This window comes from Streptomyces sp. NPDC052687 (assembly GCF_040678395.1).
Taxonomy (GTDB): Bacteria; Actinomycetota; Actinomycetes; order Streptomycetales; family Streptomycetaceae; genus Streptomyces.
On sequence record NZ_JBFATR010000002.1, the window covers coordinates 146851 to 166433 of the forward strand.

17 protein-coding genes are annotated in these 19583 nt (G+C 74.9%); 16 read left to right on the forward strand and 1 reads right to left on the reverse strand.

Features of this window, described 5'->3' with window-relative positions:
- Positions 1-45: 45 nt before the first annotated feature.
- The 11 genes from AB0K92_RS03600 (at position 46) to kynU (ending at position 12898) form a co-directional block, all read left to right on the forward strand.
- The gene (locus tag AB0K92_RS03600) at positions 46-1686 is read left to right on the forward strand and encodes a serine hydrolase (protein WP_365919021.1); all 1641 of its coding nucleotides are present in this window, start codon (positions 46-48) and stop codon (positions 1684-1686) included.
- Between the two features lie 880 nt (positions 1687-2566).
- Positions 2567-3085 carry a DUF2617 family protein gene (locus AB0K92_RS03605; protein ID WP_365919023.1) on the forward strand — a complete coding sequence of 173 codons (519 nt, stop codon included), beginning with the start codon at positions 2567-2569 and terminating at the stop codon, positions 3083-3085.
- 90 nt (positions 3086-3175) lie between these two features.
- Positions 3176-4765 carry a polyamine aminopropyltransferase gene (locus AB0K92_RS03610; RefSeq protein ID WP_365919025.1) on the forward strand — a complete coding sequence of 530 codons (1590 nt, stop codon included), beginning with the start codon at positions 3176-3178 and terminating at the stop codon, positions 4763-4765.
- A 466-nt stretch (positions 4766-5231) separates the two neighbouring features.
- The gene (locus tag AB0K92_RS03615; protein WP_365919027.1) at positions 5232-6062 is read left to right on the forward strand and encodes an SRPBCC family protein; all 831 of its coding nucleotides are present in this window, start codon (positions 5232-5234) and stop codon (positions 6060-6062) included.
- 83 nt (positions 6063-6145) lie between these two features.
- Positions 6146-6934 (forward strand): aldose 1-epimerase, encoded by a 789-nt coding sequence (locus AB0K92_RS03620; protein WP_365919029.1) that lies wholly within the window; start codon positions 6146-6148, stop codon positions 6932-6934.
- Positions 6935-6944: 10 nt separating this feature from the next.
- Complete coding sequence (gene pyrE, locus AB0K92_RS03625) at positions 6945-7517, forward strand: orotate phosphoribosyltransferase (protein ID WP_166000780.1); 573 nt, start codon at positions 6945-6947, stop codon at positions 7515-7517.
- Positions 7518-7672: 155 nt separating this feature from the next.
- The gene (fbaA, locus tag AB0K92_RS03630; RefSeq protein WP_166000782.1) at positions 7673-8695 is read left to right on the forward strand and encodes a class II fructose-bisphosphate aldolase; all 1023 of its coding nucleotides are present in this window, start codon (positions 7673-7675) and stop codon (positions 8693-8695) included.
- Between the two features lie 115 nt (positions 8696-8810).
- Positions 8811-10301, forward strand: a complete 1491-nt coding sequence (locus AB0K92_RS03635) for an MFS transporter (protein ID WP_365919032.1) — start codon at positions 8811-8813, stop codon at positions 10299-10301.
- Between the two features lie 12 nt (positions 10302-10313).
- Positions 10314-10727 (forward strand): DUF3151 domain-containing protein, encoded by a 414-nt coding sequence (locus AB0K92_RS03640; protein ID WP_166000786.1) that lies wholly within the window; start codon positions 10314-10316, stop codon positions 10725-10727.
- A 154-nt stretch (positions 10728-10881) separates the two neighbouring features.
- Entirely contained in the window at positions 10882-11721 is an 840-nt protein-coding gene (locus AB0K92_RS03645) for a tryptophan 2,3-dioxygenase family protein (protein ID WP_166000788.1), read from the forward strand.
- Positions 11714-12898 (forward strand): kynureninase, encoded by a 1185-nt coding sequence (kynU, locus tag AB0K92_RS03650; protein WP_365919034.1) that lies wholly within the window; start codon positions 11714-11716, stop codon positions 12896-12898. The genes AB0K92_RS03645 and kynU overlap by 8 nt, the downstream gene beginning before the upstream one ends.
- Here the strand turns inward: kynU and AB0K92_RS03655 are convergent.
- A complete protein-coding gene (locus tag AB0K92_RS03655) occupies positions 12895-13512 on the reverse strand; it encodes a TetR/AcrR family transcriptional regulator (RefSeq protein ID WP_365919036.1) in 618 nt (205 codons plus the stop codon). The two genes, kynU and AB0K92_RS03655, sit on opposite strands and share 4 nt — an antisense overlap.
- Before the next feature lie 214 nt (positions 13513-13726).
- On the opposite strand from AB0K92_RS03655, the gene AB0K92_RS03660 reads away from it, so the two are divergent.
- The 5 genes from AB0K92_RS03660 (at position 13727) to AB0K92_RS03680 (ending at position 19466) form a co-directional block, all read left to right on the forward strand.
- Entirely contained in the window at positions 13727-14692 is a 966-nt protein-coding gene (locus AB0K92_RS03660) for an alpha/beta hydrolase (protein ID WP_365919038.1), read from the forward strand.
- Between the two features lie 198 nt (positions 14693-14890).
- Positions 14891-16066, forward strand: coding sequence for an alpha/beta hydrolase (locus AB0K92_RS03665; protein WP_365919040.1), 1176 nt, complete (start codon positions 14891-14893; stop codon positions 16064-16066).
- Between the two features lie 4 nt (positions 16067-16070).
- Positions 16071-17258: an acyltransferase gene (locus AB0K92_RS03670; RefSeq protein WP_365919394.1), complete on the forward strand. Its 1188-nt coding sequence runs from the start codon at positions 16071-16073 to the stop codon at positions 17256-17258.
- A 148-nt stretch (positions 17259-17406) separates the two neighbouring features.
- On the forward strand, positions 17407-18795 hold the full coding sequence (locus AB0K92_RS03675; protein ID WP_365919395.1) for a sensor histidine kinase: 1389 nt from the start codon (positions 17407-17409) through the stop codon (positions 18793-18795).
- Positions 18792-19466 carry a response regulator transcription factor gene (locus AB0K92_RS03680; RefSeq protein ID WP_365919042.1) on the forward strand — a complete coding sequence of 225 codons (675 nt, stop codon included), beginning with the start codon at positions 18792-18794 and terminating at the stop codon, positions 19464-19466. The genes AB0K92_RS03675 and AB0K92_RS03680 overlap by 4 nt, the downstream gene beginning before the upstream one ends.
- Positions 19467-19583: the final 117 nt, after the last annotated feature.

Here is a 19583-nt window from a genome sequence, read left to right on the forward strand (position 1 = left end):
CTGCCCCGGTGTGCCGGTCGGCGGGCGCGGGTCTTCGATGGGCCTATGTCCCGACACGATCGCGTTCGCTTCCGCTCCGTTCGCGCCGCCGCGGTCGCGGCCGCGGGACTGGTGGCGGCCCTGGCCGCCGGCTGCACCGGGTCCGACACCGACACCGCCGCCGTCGCGCGGGCGGCCGCCGCCACGTCGCCGTTGCCCACCGTCCCGCCGGCCCAGCCGCCGTCGCAGATCACCCGGGCGGAGGTCGAGACCGCGGTCGGCCGGCTGGACGGCGTCGTACGGGATCTCATGCGCCGCACCGGGGTGCCCGGTGTCGCCGTGGGCGTGGTCCACGACGACGAGGTGGTGTACGCGAAGGGGTTCGGCGTGCGCGAGGCGGGCACGGAGGACCGGGTGGGCGCGGACACCGTCTTCCAGCTCGCCTCGGTCTCCAAGCCGCTCGCGTCCACGGTGGTCGCCGCGGCCGTGGGGGAGAAGACCGTCGGCTGGGACGACCCGGTCGTCGAGCACGACCCCGGCTTCGCCCTGAAGGACCCGTGGGTCAGCCGCCGTGTCACGCTGGCCGACCTGTTCTCGCACCGCAGTGGACTGCCCGACCACGCCGGAGACCTCCTGGAGGACCTCGGCTACGACCGCTCGTACATCCTGGGCCACCTGCGGTACGAGCCGTCGGCGCCCTTCCGCGCCGACTACGCGTACACCAACTTCGGGCTGACCGAGGCCGGCGTCGCCACCGCGCGGGCGGCCGGGACCAGCTGGGAGGAGCTGTCCGCCGAGAAGCTGTACCGGCCGCTGGGCATGGACTCCACCAGCTCTTCCTTCGCCGACTACGAGAAGGCGCGCGACAAGGCCGCCCTGCACGTGCGCAGCGGGGACACCTGGCGCGCCGTCCATGTGCGGGACGCGGACGCCCAGAGCCCGGCGGGCGGGGCCAGTTCCACGGTCCGGGACATGACGAAGTGGATGCGCCTGCAACTGGGCGGGGGCACCTTCGAGGGGCGGCGGGTCGTCGACGCCGACGCGCTGGCACAGACCCATCTGCCGCACATGCTCTCCGAGCCGCCGCACGCGCCCACGGGCCGGTCCGGGTTCTACGGGCTCGGCTGGAACGTGGGCTACGACGACCAGGGGAGGCTGAAGCTCGGCCACTCCGGCGGGTTCGCGCTGGGGGCGGCCACCCACGTCGCCCTGCTGCCCTCGGAGAAGCTGGGCATCGTCGCCCTGACCAACGGCCAACCCGTCGGCCTGCCCGAGGCGATCACCTCCACGTTCCTCGACACCGCGCAGACGGGCGGGCCCACCGTCGACTGGCTGGCCTTCCTCGGCCCGCTCATCGAGCAGAGCCTGACGGCGGGCCGCTCACCGGTCGACTACGCCAAGCCCCCCGCCGCACCCGCCCCCGCCGAGGCGGCCGACGCCTACACCGGCACGTACGCCAACGACTACTACGGCCCGATGACCGTCAGCGCCCGGGACGGCGACCTCACCATGCGACTCGGGCCCGCGAAGCGGGAGTTCCCCCTGCGCCACTACGACGGCGACACCTTCAGCTACCGCACCACCGGCGAGAACGCCGTCGGCCTCTCCGGCGTGACCTTCACCGTCGCCGCCGACGGCCGCGCGGAAAAGGTCCGCGTCGAAAACCTCGACACCACCGGCCTCGGCACCTTCACCAGGACCGACTGACCAACCGGTCACGGCCGTACCGCGCCGGACGGCCACCACTCAGCCCGCGAGGCCGGCGTCCGTCCGGCCGTCCTCCGCCCGAAGCTCTGGAGTTGCTCAACTCAGCTTTGGCCGTCGTGCGGGGCGGGCATCCCCCGGGCACGCACGACACGAGGCGCCCACGGGGGGCCGCTTCGGGGGAAGAAAGGAGGGTGGCGCCATGGTCATCGGCATCATCCTGGCGGTCGTGGCCGTAGTCATCGCGGCGGGTGTGCTGGCGAGCCGGAGTGCCCGGCGGGCGCCCGCGCGGGGGCCGGTGCGGTCGGGGGGCCGCGCCGGGTCGGGCGGCAGCACGCACGGCAGCAGCAGCGCGGACAGCAGCTGGTGGGTGGTCGGCGCGGCGGGCGTGGGGGACAGCGGTTCGTCGTCCTCGGACTCGTCGTCGTCGGACTCGGGGTCCGGGTCCTCGGGGCACAGCTCGGGCGGGCACTCCTGCGGGAGCGGCTCGTCGTCGTCCTGCGGAGGCGGGTCCTCCTGCGGGGGCGGCGGAGGATGCGGGGGAGGCAGCTGACACGGGGCAGCCGAGCTCCGCGGGGGGAACCGCATCCCCAGGGCGCCCGCCGGCGACGACCGGCGGGCGCCCGCCTGTTCGCGCCCCGCTCCGGCGCGCGCCGTCGACGCGGAGGCGTACGCCCTGGTTGAACAGTTGAGCTGGGGAGCCCTCTGAGGGATGGAAATCCTACGAAGTTGGGTAAAACCGCTGTGGCGGTGCCACTGTTCATGGTTCCCTCTCATCACCAACGCAGCCCCTCGGACGTCCTGGCGGACACCCTTCCTGGCTGGGCTGACCGGGCCGATCTCCCGGCGTCGATCTCTCTTTGCGTGCTAGCGGAGCCGATCCATGCTCACGACCCTGAACACCTCCTACACCGACACGCGCGCGGCCGACCTCGCCTGGGCCCTGGGCCGTGAACCCCTGCCCGCCCTCGCCACGCTCGACCTCGAACTGGCCGGTGCCAAGCTCCAGTTGCGCCTGCTCGGCGCCTCCCACCAGGTGCTCGTGGAGGAGGAGCGGGGCACCTGTTCGGAGACGGTGGCGTGCATCCCCGGCAGCAGCACACCCCTGCCGCTCGGCGTCGCCAAGCGGGTCGGCGACTGGGAGTACGAGTTCGCCGCCCGCGTCGAGGTGCTGTCACCGGGCTCCTTCGCCGGCCGCGCCCAGGAACTCCTCGCCCTCGTCTCCGACCACCCCAACGGCCTCGCCGGTGTCTTCCCCGGCAGCCCGCACGCCTTCACCGCCATGCTGGCGCAGCGCCACGAGGGCCAGGTGCACTGGCGCACGTGGCACGCCTATCCCCAGGACGGGCAGCTGGTGGCGACGCGCACCCGGGTCGGCAACCGGGTGCCGGTGAAGGCCTGACACGGTTCAAACCCGCGGTGCGCCGTCCGCCCGCAGATCCACACGTGTGGGTGACGAAGCGCGCCACACCCGTGACGTAACGTCGCAGTCGTGATCGATCCGCACGCGCCGGCGCGGCCCGGCGCCCCGCCGTCCCGGCGCGGTCCCGCGCGGCTGCCCGTCCGTCCGGGAACCGGGCGGTGCCTGGTCCTCGCGGGCGTGTTCGTCTGCGCGGCCTGCGGACTCGTGTACGAACTCGAACTGCTGGCTCTCGCGGCGTACTTGACGGGCGACTCGGTCACCCAGACGTCCGTCGTGCTGTCCGTCATGGTCTTCGCGATGGGCATCGGCTCCCTGGTCGCGAAGCGGCTGCGCCGCCGCGCCGCCGTCGGCTTCGGCGCCATCGAGGCGACGCTCGCCCTGGTCGGCGGCTGCAGCGCGATGGCCCTGTACGCCGTCTTCGCGTGGGCCGGCGACTGGGACGGACTGTGGGGCGGCGCGCCCCGGGCGCTGATGGTCGCCTTCTCGCTCACCATCGGCCTGCTGATCGGCGCCGAGATCCCGCTGCTGATGGAACTCATCCAGCGCGTCCGCCGCCAGGACGCGGGCCGCGCGGTGGCCGACCTGTTCGCCGCGGACTACGTCGGCGCGCTGGTCGGCGGCCTCGCCTTCCCCTTCCTCCTGCTGCCGCTGATGGGCCAGTTGACGGGCGCGCTGCTCACCGGCGCGGTCAACGTCGCGGCAGGCGGCGCCCTGGTGCTCGGCCTGTTCGGCCGCGACCTCACCCGCCGCGCCCGGCTGGCGCTGCTGGCCGTCAACGTCACCGTGCTCGGCGTGCTCGGCGGGGCCGCCGTCCTCGTCGACGACTTCGAACGCGCCGCGCGGACCGCCGTGTACGGGGCGGACGTCCGGGTCGCGCTGCGCACCGACGTCCAGGAGGTCGTCCTCACCGGCGGCACCCGCGGCCGCCCCCTGGACCTGTTCCTCGACGGCCGGCTGCGGGTCAGCGCCCGCGACGGACACCGCTACCACGAGGCGCTGGTCCACCCCGCGATGAACGGCCCGCACGCGCGCGTGCTGATCCTCGGCGGCGGCGACGGGCTGGCCGCGCGGGAGGTGCTGCGCTTCGCGGGAGTGCGGCGGGTGCGCGTGGTGGAACGCGACGCCCAGCTGGTGCGGCTCGCGCGGACGGACCCGGCACTGTCCGCGCTCAACGGCCACGCCTACGACGACCCGCGCGTGCGGGTCACCACGGCGGACGCCTTCCGCTGGCTGCGCGGGGCGCCGCACGCCGCGTACGACGTGGTCGTCGCCGACCTGCCCGGCCCGCGCCTCGCGGCCGGCCCCCAGCTGTACTCGCAGGAGTTCTACGGCCTGGCCCGCCGCGCCCTCGCCCCGGACGGCCGGCTGGTGGTCCACACGGGCCCGGCGACCGTCCGCCCCCGCGTCTACTGGACCGTCGACAGCACCCTGCACGCCGCCGGCCTGCACACCACCCCCTACCTCGACACCCGCGACCGCGGCCTCATCCTCGCCGCGCCTGGCGCCCGCCCGCCGCTGCGCCTGGACGGCCGCCCCGGCGCGCCGCGCCCCCGCACCCTCACCCCCGCCCGGCTGACCGCCGGGCGCGCCTCGGCGGCGGCCACCCGGGTGCCGGGGCTGCCACCGTCGACGCTGATGCACCCGCGCTACCGGCACTGACCTGATGCACCCGCGCTACCGGCACTGACCGGCGTACGCGCGCGTGCGGCGGCCCGCCCCGCCTCCCCCAGGAGCGGAACGGGCCGCCGTCGCACCCCCGTGGGCGGTGGCTCAGACGACGTTCAGCGTCTTGTAGTGGGCGACCTTCCAGCCCTTGGCGTCGTTGACCTTCAGCAGGTACTTGCCGCCGATGCGCTTGAAGGTGACCTTGTGCTTCCCGCCCCAGTTCGTCCTTCACGCCGTTGGTCCCCGAGACGAAGCCCTGGGACGAGCTGGCGGCGGCCGGCCCGGCCGCGGTGAGGCCGTCGCCGCCCGCGATGGCGGCGGCGACGGTGAGGGTCACGGCCCTGGTGCGCAGGGGCTGGTGACACCGGGCGGGCCGGGCGCCGCGGGCGGGTGACGCGGGGGTGACGGGCGGCTGCCGGGCGGGTTGTGTCCGGGCCGTCACTGGGTAGGCTCCGACGACATGGAGCACGAGGTGTTCGTACCGGTACCGGCCGACCGGCTCAAGGCGGCGCTCACGGACCCCGCGCGGGTCGCCCGGGCGGTCCCCGGGCTCCAGCAGGAGGCGGGCGCCGAGCCCGTCGCGGGGCGGCTGAAACTCCGGGCGGGCGGCACCACCATCACCTACCGGGGCACGGCCGAGGTCTCCGCGCGCGACGACGGGGCGCACACCCTCGTCGGCGAGGGCACCGAGACCCGCGGCACCGGCACCGTCAAGCTCTCCCTGACCCTGCGTCTGCGCCCCGAGGACGAGGGCACCACCGTCGTCTTCGAGGGCACGGCCTCGGCGGACGGCCGGATCACCGAGCTGCCCCAGGACGCGGTGCGCTCCGCGGCGACCCGGCTGCTGAACCGTTTCGCGGAGAACCTGGGGGACGAGGCGGACGACGAGCCCGCGGCCACCGGCGGCGAGGAGGCCCCGCCGGCCGGCGGCGAGGAGGCCCCGCGGACCGCGCCCGCGCCCGACGACGTGACCCGGGCCGAGGCCAAGGCCTCCCTCTTCGACACCGAGGTCCCGCCGCCCTCCCTCGCCCCGGACACCGACGACGCGGGCGAGTCCGATGCCTCGTGGGACTCCTCGCAGCCGCCCGCCGAGGCCGCGCACGCCCGGCGCACGATGATCGGCCGCAGCGCGGAGGAGGTCGACCACGCCCCGCCGCGCGGCCGGTACGCCCCCGTGCCCACCCCGCAGACGGTGGCCCGCTCCGGCGTCCTGCGCTGGGCGGCCCCCGCCGCGGCCCTGGCCGTCGCCTCGGCGATCGTCGTGGGCAGGGCCCTGCGCAGACGCCGCTAGGGGGTGCCCGCCCGCTAGGGGGTGCCCCGGCCCGTGTCCGAAAGGCGGGTACGCCCTCTTGATCAGCCCAGTAGGGTCGTCTCGTGAGTAACGAAGACATCACGCTGACCGCGGGAGACGCGGAGGTGACCCTCGCACCCGGCAACGGCGGCCGGGTCGCGGGACTGCGGCTCGGCGGGACCGAGCTGCTGCGGCAGGGCGACCGTTTCGGCTGCTTCCCGATGGTGCCCTGGTGCGGCCGGATCCGCGACGGCCGGTTCCGGGACGGCGCGGAGGAGCGCCAGTTGCCGCTGAACGCTCCCCCGCACGCCATCCACGGCACCGCCCGCGACGCCGCGTGGAACGTGGCCCGCGCCACCGCGGACGAGGCGGTCCTCACGTACGACCTGACCGACCCCTGGCCCTACCCCGGCCGGGTCACCCAGGTGTTCGCCCTGACCCCGGACGCCCTGACGCTGACGATGGCCGTCGAGACGTACGCGTCGTCCTTCCCGGCGCAGGTGGGCTGGCACCCGTGGTTCCACCGCACCCTCGCCGGCGCCGACGTGGAGATCGACTTCTCCCCGGCCTGGCAGGAGGAGCGCGGCGAGGACCACCTGCCCACCGGCAACCGGATCGACCCGAAGCCGGGCCCGTGGGACGACTGCTTCGGGATGCCCGACGGTGTGGACGTCACCCTGACCTGGCCCGGTGTGCTGCGGCTGAAGGTCACCAGCCGCGAGCAGTGGGTCGTCGTCTACGACGAGCAGGAGGCCGCCGTGTGCGTGGAGCCGCAGACCGGCCCGCCCAACGGCCTGAACACCGCGCCGCGCCTGGTCACGCCGCTGGAGCCGCTGGAGGCCACCACGACCTGGAGCTGGACGCGCCTCTAAGCTGTTCGGCATGACGGACGTCAACGAAGCAACGCCGCCCGGCGCGCGCGCGGCGCTGCTGCAGCAGATCAAGGACAAGGCCGTGGTGCACGGCAAGGTGACCCTCTCCTCGGGTCTCGAGGCCGACTACTACGTCGACCTGCGCCGCATCACCCTGGACGGCGAGGCCGCCCCGCTGGTCGGCCAGGTGCTGCTGGACCTGACCGCGGACCTGGAGTTCGACGCGGTCGGCGGCCTGACCATGGGCGCCGACCCGGTCGCCGCCGCCATGCTGCACGCCGCCGCCGCGCGCGGGCAGCGGCTGGACGCGTTCGTCGTCCGCAAGGCCGCCAAGGCACACGGCCTCCAGCGCCGTGTCGAGGGCCCGGACATCGCCGGCCGCCGGGTGCTGGTGGTCGAGGACACCTCCACCACCGGCGGCTCCCCGCTGACCGCGGTGGAGGCGGTGCGCGAGGCGGGCGCCGAGGTCGTCGCCGTCGCGACCATCGTCGACCGGGCGACCGGCGCCGCGGAGAAGATCCAGGAGGGCGCGGGGGTGCCCTACCTGTACGCCTTCTCCAAGGACGAGCTGGGCCTCGACTGACCTCGCGGCCTTCTGGGCCGCCCACGGCTCGGACGGCCCCATGGACCTTCCGGCCGAGTCTGGAAAGATGGGGCCGACGATGACGTCGCCCCCATGGTCTAGGTCAGGGCCGTAAACGCACCACACGCCCACCCGCACATACAAGGAGCGGACAGATGCCCATCGCAACCCCCGAGGTCTACAACGAGATGCTCGACCGGGCGAAGGCAGGCAAGTTCGCCTACCCGGCCATCAACGTCACCTCGTCGCAGACCCTGCACGCGGCGCTGCGCGGCTTCGCCGAGGCCGAGAGCGACGGCATCATCCAGATCTCGACGGGCGGCGCCGAGTTCCTGGGCGGCCAGCACAACAAGGACATGGTCACCGGCGCGGTCGCCCTGGCCGAGTTCGCGCACATCGTCGCCAAGAAGTACGACGTGACGATCGCCCTGCACACCGACCACTGCCCGAAGGACAAGCTCGACGGGTACGTCCGCCCGCTGCTGGCGATCTCCGAGGAGCGCGTCGCGCGCGGCGAGAACCCGCTGTTCCAGTCCCACATGTGGGACGGCTCCGCGGAGACCCTGGCCGACAACCTGGCCATCGGCCAGGAGCTGCTGGCCCGCGCCCAGGCCGCCAGGATCATCCTCGAGGTGGAGATCACCCCCACCGGCGGTGAGGAGGACGGCGTCACCCACGAGATCAACGACGAGCTGTACACCACCGTCGACGACGCGATCCGCACCGCCGAGGCCCTGGGCCTGGGCGAGAAGGGCCGCTACCTGCTGGCCGCGTCCTTCGGCAACGTCCACGGCGTGTACAAGCCGGGCAACGTCGTGCTCCGCCCCGAGCTGCTGAAGGAGCTGAACGAGGGCGTCGCCGCCAAGTTCGGCAAGGCCTCCCCGTTCGACTTCGTCTTCCACGGCGGTTCCGGCTCCACCATCGAGGAGATCCACACCGCGCTGGAGAACGGCGTCGTGAAGATGAACATCGACACGGACACCCAGTACGCCTTCACGCGTCCGGTCGCCGACCACATGTTCAAGAACTACGACGGCGTCCTCAAGGTCGACGGCGAGGTCGGCTCCAAGAAGACCTACGACCCGCGCACCTGGGGCAAGCTGGCCGAGGCGGGCATGGCCCAGCGGGTCGTCGAGGCCTGCCAGAGCCTGCGGTCGGCCGGTACGAAGCTGAAGTGAGCCCGGCGGCGCCGACCGGTCACCCCGGCGGCGCCGAGCCGTCACTCCCTGCGGCGCTGAGCCGTACGCGTCGAGCCCGGTGCCCCGGCACCGGGCTCGCTGTATACCTGGGAACATGCCCGACGTCCGGCTGGCCTCCCCCCAGGGCAGGTGGCTTCTGCTCGCCACGGTCCTCGGCTCCGCCATGGTCCTGCTGGACTCCACGGTCGTGGGCGTCGCCCTGCCCCGCATCGGCCGCGACCTGGACGCCGACCTGGCGGTGCTCCAGTGGACGGTCAACGCGTACCTCCTGACCCTGGCCGGGCTGATCCTGCTCGGCGGGGCGCTCGGCGACCGCTACGGCCGCCGCAGGGTCTTCGTCCTCGGCGTGGTGTGGTTCGCCGTCGCCTCCCTGCTGTGCGGGCTCGCCCCGAACGCGGGCGTACTGGTCGCCGCCCGCGCCCTCCAGGGCGTCGGCGGCGCCCTGCTCACCCCCGGGTCGCTGGCGCTGATCCAGGCCTCCTTCCACCCCGACGACCGGGGCCGGGCGGTCGGCCTGTGGTCCGGGTTCGGCGGCATCGGCGCGGCCGTCGGACCGTTCCTGGGCGGCTGGCTGGTGGACGGGCCCGGCTGGCGCTGGGTGTTCCTGATCAACGTCCCGCCGGCCCTGCTGTGCGTGCTGGTCGCCCTGCGTCACGTACCCGAGTCCGCGGACCCGGGCGCGCGCGGCCGCTTCGACGTCCTCGGCGCCGCGCTGGGCGCGCTGGCGCTGGCACTGCTGACGTACGCCCTGATCGAGGCGCACGCGGGCGCCCTGACCGTGGTCGTCACGGCGGGCGCGGGCCTGCTCGCCGCCGTCGCGTTCGTCGGCGTCGAGCGGCGGCGGCCGGACCCGATGATGCCGCCCGACATCTTCGCCTCCCGCCAGTTCACCGCGGTCAACCTGATCACCCTGTGCGTGTACGCGGCCTTCGGCGGCTTCTTCTTCCTCGCCGTCCTCCAGCTCCAGGTCGTCTCCGGTTACTCGGCGCTCGGCGCGGGCACCGCCCTGCTGCCGGCCACGGCCCTGATGCTGCTGTTCTCCGCCCGCGCCGGCGAGCTGGGCGAGAAGACCGGTCCCCGCCTGCCGCTGACCGTGGGGCCGCTGCTGTGCGCGGCGGGCATGCTGCTGATGCTGCGGGTCGGGCCGGAGGCGTCGTACGCCGCGGACGTGCTGCCCGCGTTGCTGGTGCTCGGCCTCGGCATGGTCACCCTCGTCGCCCCGCTGACCGCGACCGTCCTCGGCTCCGTCGACACCGCGCGGGCGGGTCTGGCCAGCGGCATCAACAACGCCGCCGCGCGGGCGGCGGGCCTGGTCGCGGTCGCCGCGCTGCCGCTGCTCGCCGGGATGGGGCCGGAGGCGTACCGCTCGCCGGCCGCCTTCGACGACGCGTTCGGCCGGGCCATGCTGTGGTGCGCGGGCGTGCTCGCCGTGGGCGCGGCCCTGGCCTGGGCGACCGTACGCCGGCCCGCGCCGGACTGCCGCCACCCGCAGTGCCGTACCCACTGCGGGGTGCAGGCGCCGCCGCTGGAGGGCGACCCGTCGGCCGCGTCCGGAGGGCCACCGGCCGATGACACCCCCCAGTGACAGACTGAACCCATGACGATTCACGAGAACCTGCTCGGGGGCCCGCCCCCGACCCACCTCCCCGACGACCCGGAGCCGCGCGAGCTGCTGGCCGGCGGCACCCCCGCCGCGGAGGTCGCCGCGAAGTACCCGACCTCGTCGCTGGCCTGGGCCCGCCTGGCCGACGAGGCGTTCGAGCGGGGCAGCACGGTGGAGTCGTACGCCTACGCCCGTACCGGCTACCACCGCGGCCTGGACGCGCTGCGCCGCAACGGCTGGAAGGGCCACGGCCCGGTGCCGTGGGAGCACGAGCCGAACCGCGGCTTCCTGCGCGCCCTGCACGCCCTCGCCCGCGCCGCGCAGGCGATCGGCGAGCAGGAGGAGTACGAGCGCTGCTCGCAGTTCCTGAAGGACTCCTCGCCGACGGCGGCGCAGACGCTGGGCTGAGTCCTGCCCGCCGGTGAGGCCCGTCCGGCCAGGTGTGACCGGGCGGGCCTTGCGATGTTGCCGGGCATTGCGCAGGATGCGGGGTGGGGACCGGGGCCCCCGTGCCGGTAACGGCAGGGGCGGACCGCTACCCGGAGCACAACAGGAGACAGCGATGTCCCACGAGGCTCAGCACATCCACGAGCCCGAGACCCCGCATCTCGACTTCCAGGGGACCACCCCGTACGAGGACTACGTCAAGGCCGACGTCCTCACCCATCTCCAGCACACCCTCTCCGACGATCCCGGCGAGATGGTCTTCCTGGTCACGACCCAGGTCATGGAGCTGTGGTTCACCTGCGTCGTCCACGAGTGGGAGACGGCCGCGAAGGCGCTGCGCGAGGACGACGTCCCGGTGGCGATCGCCGCGCTGAAACGATCCGTCCGCGAGCTGGAGGCGCTCAACGCGTCCTGGAAGCCGCTCGGCCAGCTCACGCCCGCGCAGTTCAACGCCTACCGCGGCGCCCTGGGCGAGGGCTCCGGATTCCAGTCCGCGATGTACCGGCGGCTGGAGTTCCTGCTCGGTGAGAAGTCCGCGTCCATGCTGGTCCCGCACCGGGGCGCGCCCCGCGTCCACGCGGAACTGGAGAAGGCGCTGCACGAGCCCAGCCTCTACGACGAGGTGCTGCGGCTGCTGGCCCGCCGCGGCCACGCCATCCCGGCGTCCGTCCTGCAGCGTGACGTGTCCCGGCGCTACGAGCCGTCGGAGGAGGTCGAACGGGCCTGGGCCGCCGTCTACTCCGGCGACGAGAGCGACGAACTCGCCCGCCTCGGCGAGGCGCTGACGGACGTGGCGGAACTGGTGTGGCGATGGCGCAACGACCACCTGGTCGCCACCCGCCGCGCCATGGGCGCCAAGCCCGGCACGGGCGGCTCGGCCGGTGTGGCCTGGCTGGAGAAGCGGGCGCGCAAGAACGTCTTCCCGGAGCTGTGGACGGCGAGGTCGTATGTCTGACCTCACGGCACGGGCCGAGAAACTGGACGCGGCCGACGAACTGGCCGGCAAACGCGCCGAGTTCGTCCTCGACGACGTCGTCTACCTGGACGGCAACTCGCTGGGCGCGCTGCCCGCCGTCGTCCCCGGACGGGTCGCCGACGTCGTCTCCCGCCAGTGGGGCGAACTGCGGATCCGCTCCTGGGAGGAGAGCGGCTGGTGGACCGCGCCCGAGCGGATCGGCGACCGGATCGCCCCGCTGCTCGGCGCGGCGCCCGGGCAGGTGGTGGTCGGCGACTCCACCAGCGTGAACATCTTCAAGGCGCTGGTCGCGGCCGTGCGCATGGCCGGGGACGGGCGGGACGAGATCCTCGTCGACGCGACGACCTTCCCCACCGACGGCTACATCGCCGCGTCCGCGGCCCGCCTGACGGGCCGCACGCTGCGCCCGGTGGCCCCGGCCGAGGTACCGGACGCGCTGGGCGACCGGACGGCCGCCGTGCTCCTCAACCACGTCGACTACCGCACCGGCCGGCTGCACGACCTGCCGGCGCTGACGGCCGCCGCGCACCGCGCGGGCGCCCTCGCCGTCTGGGACCTGTGCCACAGCGCGGGCGCCCTGCCGGTCGGCCTCGACGAGCACGGCGTCGACCTGGCGGTCGGCTGCACCTACAAGTACCTGAACGGCGGGCCGGGTTCACCCGCGTACCTCTACGTGCGCGCCGAGCACCAGGACCGCTTCGACTCCCCGCTGCCCGGCTGGAACTCCCACGCGGAGCCGTTCGGGATGCGCCCGGAGTACGAGCCCGCGCCGGGCGCCCTCCGCGGCCGGGTCGGCACGCCCGACATCCTCTCGCTGCTCGCGCTGGAGGCGGCCCTCGACGTCTGGGACGGGGTCTCCATCGAGGCGGTGCGGGCCAAGTCGCTGGCCCTCACGGACTTCTTCCTCGAGTGCGTGTCCGCGTACGTGCCGTCGGGCCGCGTCGAGTCCGTGACCCCCGTCCCGCACGCGGAGCGCGGCAGCCAGGTCGCGCTGCGCTGCGCGGACGCCGGTGAGGTCATGAAGCGCCTGATCGGGCGGGGCGTGGTCGGAGACTTCCGCGCCCCGGACGTCCTGCGGTTCGGCTTCACCCCGTTGTACGTGGGGTTCGCGGACGTGGAGCGGGCGGCGCGGGTGCTGGGGGAGGTGCTGGCCTAGGGCCCGGGAGGGCCGGTCACGTACACCCCCGCCACGGCGGCGGCGTGGGCGGCGCGCGCGGCGCGCTCCGCGGCGGGGGCGTCGGGGACGGTTCCGGAGGTCAGCAACCCGTAGTACAGGGGGGCGGACACGGCCCGTACGACCGCCCGGGGGTCCGTGCCCGCGGGCAACTCGCCGCGGGCCACCCCCTGTTCCACACAGGGGGCCCACTCGTCCACCCGGACCTCGTAGAACCGGCGCAGCGCCGCCGCCGTCCGCTCGTCGCAGGTCGCCGCGGCGATCACCGCACGGAACAGCGCCCCTTGCCGGGGGTCGGCCAGGGTGCGCTGCACCAGCGAGGCGTTGGCCCGCAGGTCCCCGAGCACCGAGCCGGTCTCCTCCCGGGGCGACGACTGCTCGGCCATGTCCACGAGCAGGTCGGCGACGAGCCCCGTGACCGATCCCCACCGCCGGTAGACGGTCGTCTTGCCGACCTCCGCCCGCCGTGCCACGTCCGCGAGATCGAGCCGGTCGAAGCCCTGCTCCGCGAGCACGTCTCCCGCGGCCCGCAGCACCGCGGCGCGGACTCGGGCGGTCCGTCCTCCGGGACGTACGGTGCCGGGTTCGGCGGACATGGCGGCCTCCTCGGTGCACGCGGGGACCCCTGAGGGTCGTCCCTTCGTCGTCCCTGTGTCGTCCCTTCAGGGTAACGAAACAGCAGAACCGTTTATCCCTCACCGAGCGTGACATCCCCATGTCCCCGCACGTCACCCGCCTGATACCGTCCCGGCCAACGGCCTGATACCCACCCGGTCCGCCAAAAAGGTTTCATCGCTGAGAGGTTGGAGCATGACGGACGACGTCGCAGCAGCACGGGCCGCCGCCGAGGAGGAGTCCGCCTTCTCGCATCCGCCCGTCGCCCCCGACGCCACCGCCGCGTACGGGGACCATCCCGACCAGGTGATCGACTTCTACGCCCCGCGCGGCACCGAGCCCGCCGGCCCCACGTCCCTCGCGCCGCTGGTCGTCGTCCTGCACGGGGGCGCCTGGCGGGCCCCGTACGACCGCCGTCACATCAGCCCGTTCGCCGGCTTCCTGGCCCGCAGGGGTTTCGCGGTGGCGAGTGTGGAGTACCGGCGCGGGGCGCCGGAGGGAGCCGCGGGCGGGGTGCGGGGGAGCGGTGCGGCGGGCGGTACGCAGGGGGGCGGTGCAGCGGGCGGGACGCAGGAGGGCGGTGCCGGCGGGCCGCATGTCGCCGGGCGCTGGCCGGACACCTTCGACGACGTGGCCGCCGCGCTCGACGCCCTGCCCGCGCTGGTGCGCCCGGCCGTGCCGCAGGCCGATCCCGGCCGTACGGTGCTCACCGGGCACTCGGCCGGCGGCCACCTCGCGCTGTGGGCCGCCGCCCGGCACCTGCTGCCCGCCGACGCGCCCTGGCGCACCGACGGACCCGCCCCGCTGCGCGGGGTCGTCGCCCTCGCCCCGATCGCCGACCTCGCGGTCGCGGACAAGCTCGACGTGTGCGGCGGCGCGGTGCGTCAACTCCTGGGCGGACAGGACGCGTTCGCCGAACGGCAGCCGTACGCCGACCCGGCGCTGCTGCTGCCGACGGGCATCGCGACGACCCTGGTCCAGGGGCGCACCGACCGGGACGTGCCGCAGGCGGTCGCCGAGGCGTACGCGGACGCGGCGGCCAAGGCCGGGGAGGTCGTCGGGCTGACGCTGCTGGAGGACGTCGGCCACTTCCCGCTGATCGACCCAGCGGCGGACGCCTGCGCGGTGGTGGTGGAGGAGATCGCGCAGCTGGCGTGGTGAGGGGGAGACGCCGGGCGGGCCGGGCGGGCCGGCCGGGCGGGCGGGCCGGGCGTCCGGGCCGCGGCCCTCGTCATACCCGTAGTACCTGAGAGCTACGTCCGCGAAGAGCTCCGCGGCGGGACGCGGGCGACGGCCCGCGCTCCGTAACTTCCCTGGTGGGCCTGCCCGATGGACGGGCGGGCCGGAAGGGAAGCGACCATGGAGCCGACCGCCGTATCGGGCCGCGGCACCTCCGGCGGACACAGCGTCCCCGGCACTCCGGGCACGCACAGCGCCGCCGGTGCCCCCGTCACTCACGGTGCCCTCGGTGCTCCCGGCATGCACGGCGCCTCCGAGGCTTCCGGCGCCCGCAGCGGCCTTCGCACCGCCGGCGTCTCGTCGGCGCGTCGCGGTGGTGCGCGCCGCCGCCGTGCGCCGCGCCGCGTGCGCGCCCTGCTCGCCCTGCTCATCACCGCCTGTGTGGTGTTGCCGCTGTCCGCCGCCGCCCGTCCCTCGATCCCGGCCCCGGCCCCGGCCGTCCTCCCCCCGCTCACCGCGGCCACGCTGGACACGGCGTACGCGGCGAACCGCGCCAACGCCGCGCGGGCCGCCCGGATGGCCGCCGCGCACGGCGACCGGCACCGCGCGGACGCGGACCGCGCCCTGGCCGCCGCGTCCCGCCGGCTCCTCGCCTTCGACGGCCGCGGCAGCGGCCGGGTCGTCGAGGTCTTCGGCGACCTCGCCCGCGCGGAGCGCGTCGCCGTGCTGGTCCCCGGCTCCGACACCTCCCTCGACACCTACGGCCGCTTCCGCGCGACGGCGACCGCCCTGCACCACCGGCTCACCGCCGAGGACGGCCGCGCGGCGGGACGGGTCGCGGTGGTGGCCTGGCTCGGCTACGACACCCCCGGCACGGTCAGCACCGCCGTCCTCACCCCCGGCCGCGCCGACCAGGCCGCCCCCGTGCTGAACGAGTTCCTGCGCGGGCTGTACGCCGTAACGGGCCGTGACACCCGCGTCTCCCTGCTGTGCCACTCCTACGGCACGGTCGTCTGCGCCCGCGCCGCCGTCCGGGGCGGCCCGCCCGTCGCCGACATCGCCCTCCTCGGCAGCCCCGGCACCGGTGCCGCAGACGCCGCCGCGCTGCACACCCCCGCGCGGATCTGGGCGGCCCGCGGCGGCGACGACTGGGTCGCGCGAGTGCCCCACGCGGAGGCGGACCTGTTCGGCACGACCGTCGGCTTCGGCACCGACCCGGTGTCCCCGGCGTTCGGCGCCCGCGTCTTCGCCGCAGGCGACGGCGGCCACAGCGACTACTTCGACCCGGGCTCCGTCCCCCTGGCCAACCTCGCCCGGATCGTCCTCGGCCAGACCTCGGAGGTGACCCGTGCGTGACCTCATGCGTCCGCTCCTGCGGGGCGCCGCGCGGCTGGACGCGGCGACCCCCGCCACGCGGGACCGCGCGGTCGACGCGCTGCGCGCCCTCGCCATCCTCGGCGTCGTCCTCGGCCACTGGCTGGTGACCGCGCTCGTCGCCGACGGCGCCACCCTGCGCGCCGACAGCCCGCTCGGACACCTGCCCCTCCTGACACCGGTCTCCTGGGTCTTCCAGACCCTCGCCGTGTTCTTCCTGGCCGGCGGGCATGTGGCGACCCGGTCGCTGGCCGCGGCACAGGCCCGCGGGGAGACGTACGGACAGTGGCTGCGCGCCCGGCTCGCCCGGCTGTTCGCCCCGGTGACCGCCCTGCTCGCCCTGTGGGCGGTGGCCACGGCGGCGCTGCTGCTGACCGGCGCCGACCTCGCCACCGTGCGCACCCTGGTCAAGCTCGCCCTGTCCCCGCTGTGGTTCCTGCTGGTCTTCGCCGCGCTGACGGCGGCGACCCCGCTGCTCACCCGGGTGAACCCGCTGTGGCCGCTCGCCGTCGTCCTCCATGTGGACCTGGTGCGCTTCGGCCTCGGCGGCCCCTCCTGGCCGGGCTGGGCCAATCTGGCCGCGGGCTGGCTGGTGCCCTACACCCTCGGCGCGGCCTGGACCCGCGGCGAGCTGGAGCGCCGGCGCGCCGGCTGGATCCTGCTGGCCGGCGGGGCGGCGGTGACGGCGGCGCTGGTGGCCTGGGCGGGATACCCGGCGTCCATGGTCGGCGTGCCGGGCGCCGAGGTCTCCAACCTGAACCCGCCGACGCTGGCCGCCGTCACCTTCGGCGTGGCCCAGTGCGGGGCGGCCCTGCTGCTGCGCGCGCCGCTGCGCCGCGCGCTGCGCCGCCCGGTCGCCTGGGCGGCGGTGGTCCTGGTCAGCCTGTCCGCCATGACGGTCTTCCTGTGGCATCAGACGGCCCTGATGGCCACCACGGCCACCGGCCTGCTCGCCGGCCGGCTGCCCGGCCTGCACACGGTCCCCGACGGTATGGGCTGGGTCGCGGCCCGGCTGCTGTGGCTGCCGGTGTTCGCCCTCGCGCTGGGCGTGTGCTGGACGGCGTTCCGCGGCCGCGAGCGACGTCCGGACCGGCCGGCGCGGCACCCGTCCCGGGTCGTCCGCACCCACCGCGGCCCCGCCGACGCGGCGCCGAAGGAGGCCCGCCGTGCCTAGGGTTGAGCGAGTGACGGAAAAGGAGACGGACCGGGACCGGGACCGTGGCCGGGGACGGGACGCGGCGGTGCGTGGGTTGGGGGAGCGGGCGCGGTTCTGGCTGCGCGTGCTGCGCGGGCCGGGGGAGCGGGCGCGGGTCTGGCTGCGCGTGCTGCGCGACGACCTGTGCACCCTCGCGGCGGACCCGCTGCCCCCGTTCGTGTGGCTGCGCTGGCTGCCGCACGGCCTGGTGTGCCTGACCGCGGTCGCCCTCACGGTCGGCGATCTGGCGCAGCTGCAGGACCACGGCGCGCTGGGCTTCGGTTTCGCCCTGCCGATCGCCGCGGCGAAGGGCGGCGCGGTGGTGCTCGCGCTGTGGCGGCCGGTGCCCGCCTGGTGGCTGTCGACGGCGGCGTTCGTGGCCGGGGCCGTGGCGCTGCGGCAGCGGCAGCTGTCGGGGGCCGCCGACGAGTTCACCTGGCCGTGGACCTCCGCCGGGATCATCGCGGGCCTGCTCGTGCTGCTGCTGCTCGCGCTGCGGGTGCCCAGCCGGGTGTCCGCCGAGGCGCTGTTCGTCACACTGGCGCTGACCTGGGCGCTGCAAGGCCTGCTGGGCGCACCGGACTACCAGAGCACCGGCGTCCTCGCGATCGCCGTCTTCGCCGTCGCCGTCATCCTCGGCATGGCCCTGCGCGGCCGCCGCGAGGCCCGGGCCGAACTCGGCCGGCAGGCCACCATCACCGCCGAGGAACGCGCCCGCCGCACCCTGCTGGAGGAGCGCAACCGGATCGCGCGGGAGCTGCACGACGTGGTCGCCCACCACATGTCGGTGATCTCCATCCAGGCCCAGGTCGCCCCCCACCTGGTGGAGAACCCGCCGGAGGAGCTGAAGGAGAACCTGGCCGGCATCCGGCAGAACGCGCTGGAGGCGCTGACCGAACTGCGGCGCGTCCTCGGCGTGCTGCGCTCGGAGAACCCCGACGACCCCTACGGCCTCGGCGAGTCCGGGGCCGGCGCGGCGCCGGACGCCCCGCAGCCCACCCTGGACCGCCTGGACGCGCTGATCGAGAACACCAGGGCGGCCGGGCTGAAGGTGGCCGCCGAGGTGCGGGGCCGGCCGGAGTCGCCGTATCCGCCCGGCGTGGAGCTGTCGGCGTACCGGATCGTGCAGGAGGCGCTGAGCAACGCGCTGCGGCACGCGCCGGGTTCCCGCGTGCGCGTCGTGGTCGACCACATGCCGGAGGGTCTGCTCCTGGATGTGGTCAACGGCCGCCCGGAGCGCCCGGCCCCGCCCTCCCCGGGCGCCGGGCACGGGTTGCTCGGGATGCGGGAGCGCGCGGCGATGCTCGGCGGGCACGTCACCGCGTCGCCGACCCTGCACGGCGGATTCCAGGTCAACGCCTTCCTGCCCAGGGACGGCGCCATCGACGACTCCGACGAGGACCTGCGCGGCCTGCCGGAGGCGGAGTACATCTTTCCCGACCCACCGACAGAGCCACCGACAGCCCCACCGACCGACCCTCCGACAGCCCCACCGACAGGAGAAGAGACCCCATGACGAGCGGCACGATCCGTGTACTCATCGCCGACGACCAGCAGATGGTCCGGCAGGGCTTCACCGTGCTGCTCAACACCAAGCCCGACATCGAGGTGATCGGCCAGGCGGTGGACGGCCTGGACGCGGTCGCCAAGGTCGCCGAACTCGACCCGGACGTCGTGCTGATGGACATCCGCATGCCGGAGCTGGGCGGTATCGAGGCCACCCGCCGCGTCACCGCGTCCACCCAGCGCACCCGGGTGCTGGTGCTGACCACCTTCGACCTCGACGAGTACGTGTACGAGGCGCTGCGGGCCGGCGCCTCCGGGTTCCTGCTGAAGGACGCCTCCGCCGACCAGCTCGCCGAGGCGGTCCGGGTGGTCGCCGCGGGGGACGCGCTGCTCGCGCCCGGTGTCACCCGGCGGCTGATCACCGAGTTCTCCCGCCTGGGGGGCGCGCCGCGCGCCCCGCTGAAGGAACGCGTCGCGGATCTCACCGAGCGCGAGACGGAGGTCCTCGCCCTGATCGCGCGCGGCCTGTCCAACGCGGAGATCGCCCGTCAGCTGGTGGTCGCCGAGCAGACCGTGAAGACGCACGTGGGCCGCATCCTGGTGAAACTGGGGCTGCGCGACCGGACCCAGGCGGCGGTGTTCGCGTACGAGTCGGGGCTGGTGCGGCCGACGGGCTACTGAGCGGGGGCGACCCGTAGTACCTGAGACGGACGCCGAAGGACCCGTCTGCGTGGTGACGACGGTGACCCCCCGACCGGCCTAACGTTCCGAACGTGACCGAGACGCCCCAGACCCACC

What these genes read in the sequence shown, in the direction of transcription:
- AB0K92_RS03605 (WP_365919023.1), top strand. Translation starts at nt 2,567, where the DNA reads ATGCTCACGACCCTGAACACCTCCTACACCGACACGCGCGCGGCCGAC.
- fbaA (WP_166000782.1), top strand. Translation starts at nt 7,673, where the DNA reads ATGCCCATCGCAACCCCCGAGGTCTACAACGAGATGCTCGACCGGGCG.
- kynU (WP_365919034.1), top strand. Translation starts at nt 11,714, where the DNA reads ATGTCTGACCTCACGGCACGGGCCGAGAAACTGGACGCGGCCGACGAA.
- AB0K92_RS03640 (WP_166000786.1), top strand. Translation starts at nt 10,314, where the DNA reads ATGACGATTCACGAGAACCTGCTCGGGGGCCCGCCCCCGACCCACCTC.
- AB0K92_RS03670 (WP_365919394.1), top strand. Translation starts at nt 16,071, where the DNA reads ATGCGTCCGCTCCTGCGGGGCGCCGCGCGGCTGGACGCGGCGACCCCC.
- AB0K92_RS03615 (WP_365919027.1), top strand. Translation starts at nt 5,232, where the DNA reads ATGGAGCACGAGGTGTTCGTACCGGTACCGGCCGACCGGCTCAAGGCG.
- AB0K92_RS03600 (WP_365919021.1), top strand. Translation starts at nt 46, where the DNA reads ATGTCCCGACACGATCGCGTTCGCTTCCGCTCCGTTCGCGCCGCCGCG.
- AB0K92_RS03635 (WP_365919032.1), top strand. Translation starts at nt 8,811, where the DNA reads ATGCCCGACGTCCGGCTGGCCTCCCCCCAGGGCAGGTGGCTTCTGCTC.
- AB0K92_RS03645 (WP_166000788.1), top strand. Translation starts at nt 10,882, where the DNA reads ATGTCCCACGAGGCTCAGCACATCCACGAGCCCGAGACCCCGCATCTC.
- pyrE (WP_166000780.1), top strand. Translation starts at nt 6,945, where the DNA reads ATGACGGACGTCAACGAAGCAACGCCGCCCGGCGCGCGCGCGGCGCTG.
- AB0K92_RS03655 (WP_365919036.1), bottom strand. Translation starts at nt 13,512, where the DNA reads ATGTCCGCCGAACCCGGCACCGTACGTCCCGGAGGACGGACCGCCCGA.
- AB0K92_RS03680 (WP_365919042.1), top strand. Translation starts at nt 18,792, where the DNA reads ATGACGAGCGGCACGATCCGTGTACTCATCGCCGACGACCAGCAGATG.
- AB0K92_RS03665 (WP_365919040.1), top strand. Translation starts at nt 14,891, where the DNA reads ATGGAGCCGACCGCCGTATCGGGCCGCGGCACCTCCGGCGGACACAGC.
- AB0K92_RS03660 (WP_365919038.1), top strand. Translation starts at nt 13,727, where the DNA reads ATGACGGACGACGTCGCAGCAGCACGGGCCGCCGCCGAGGAGGAGTCC.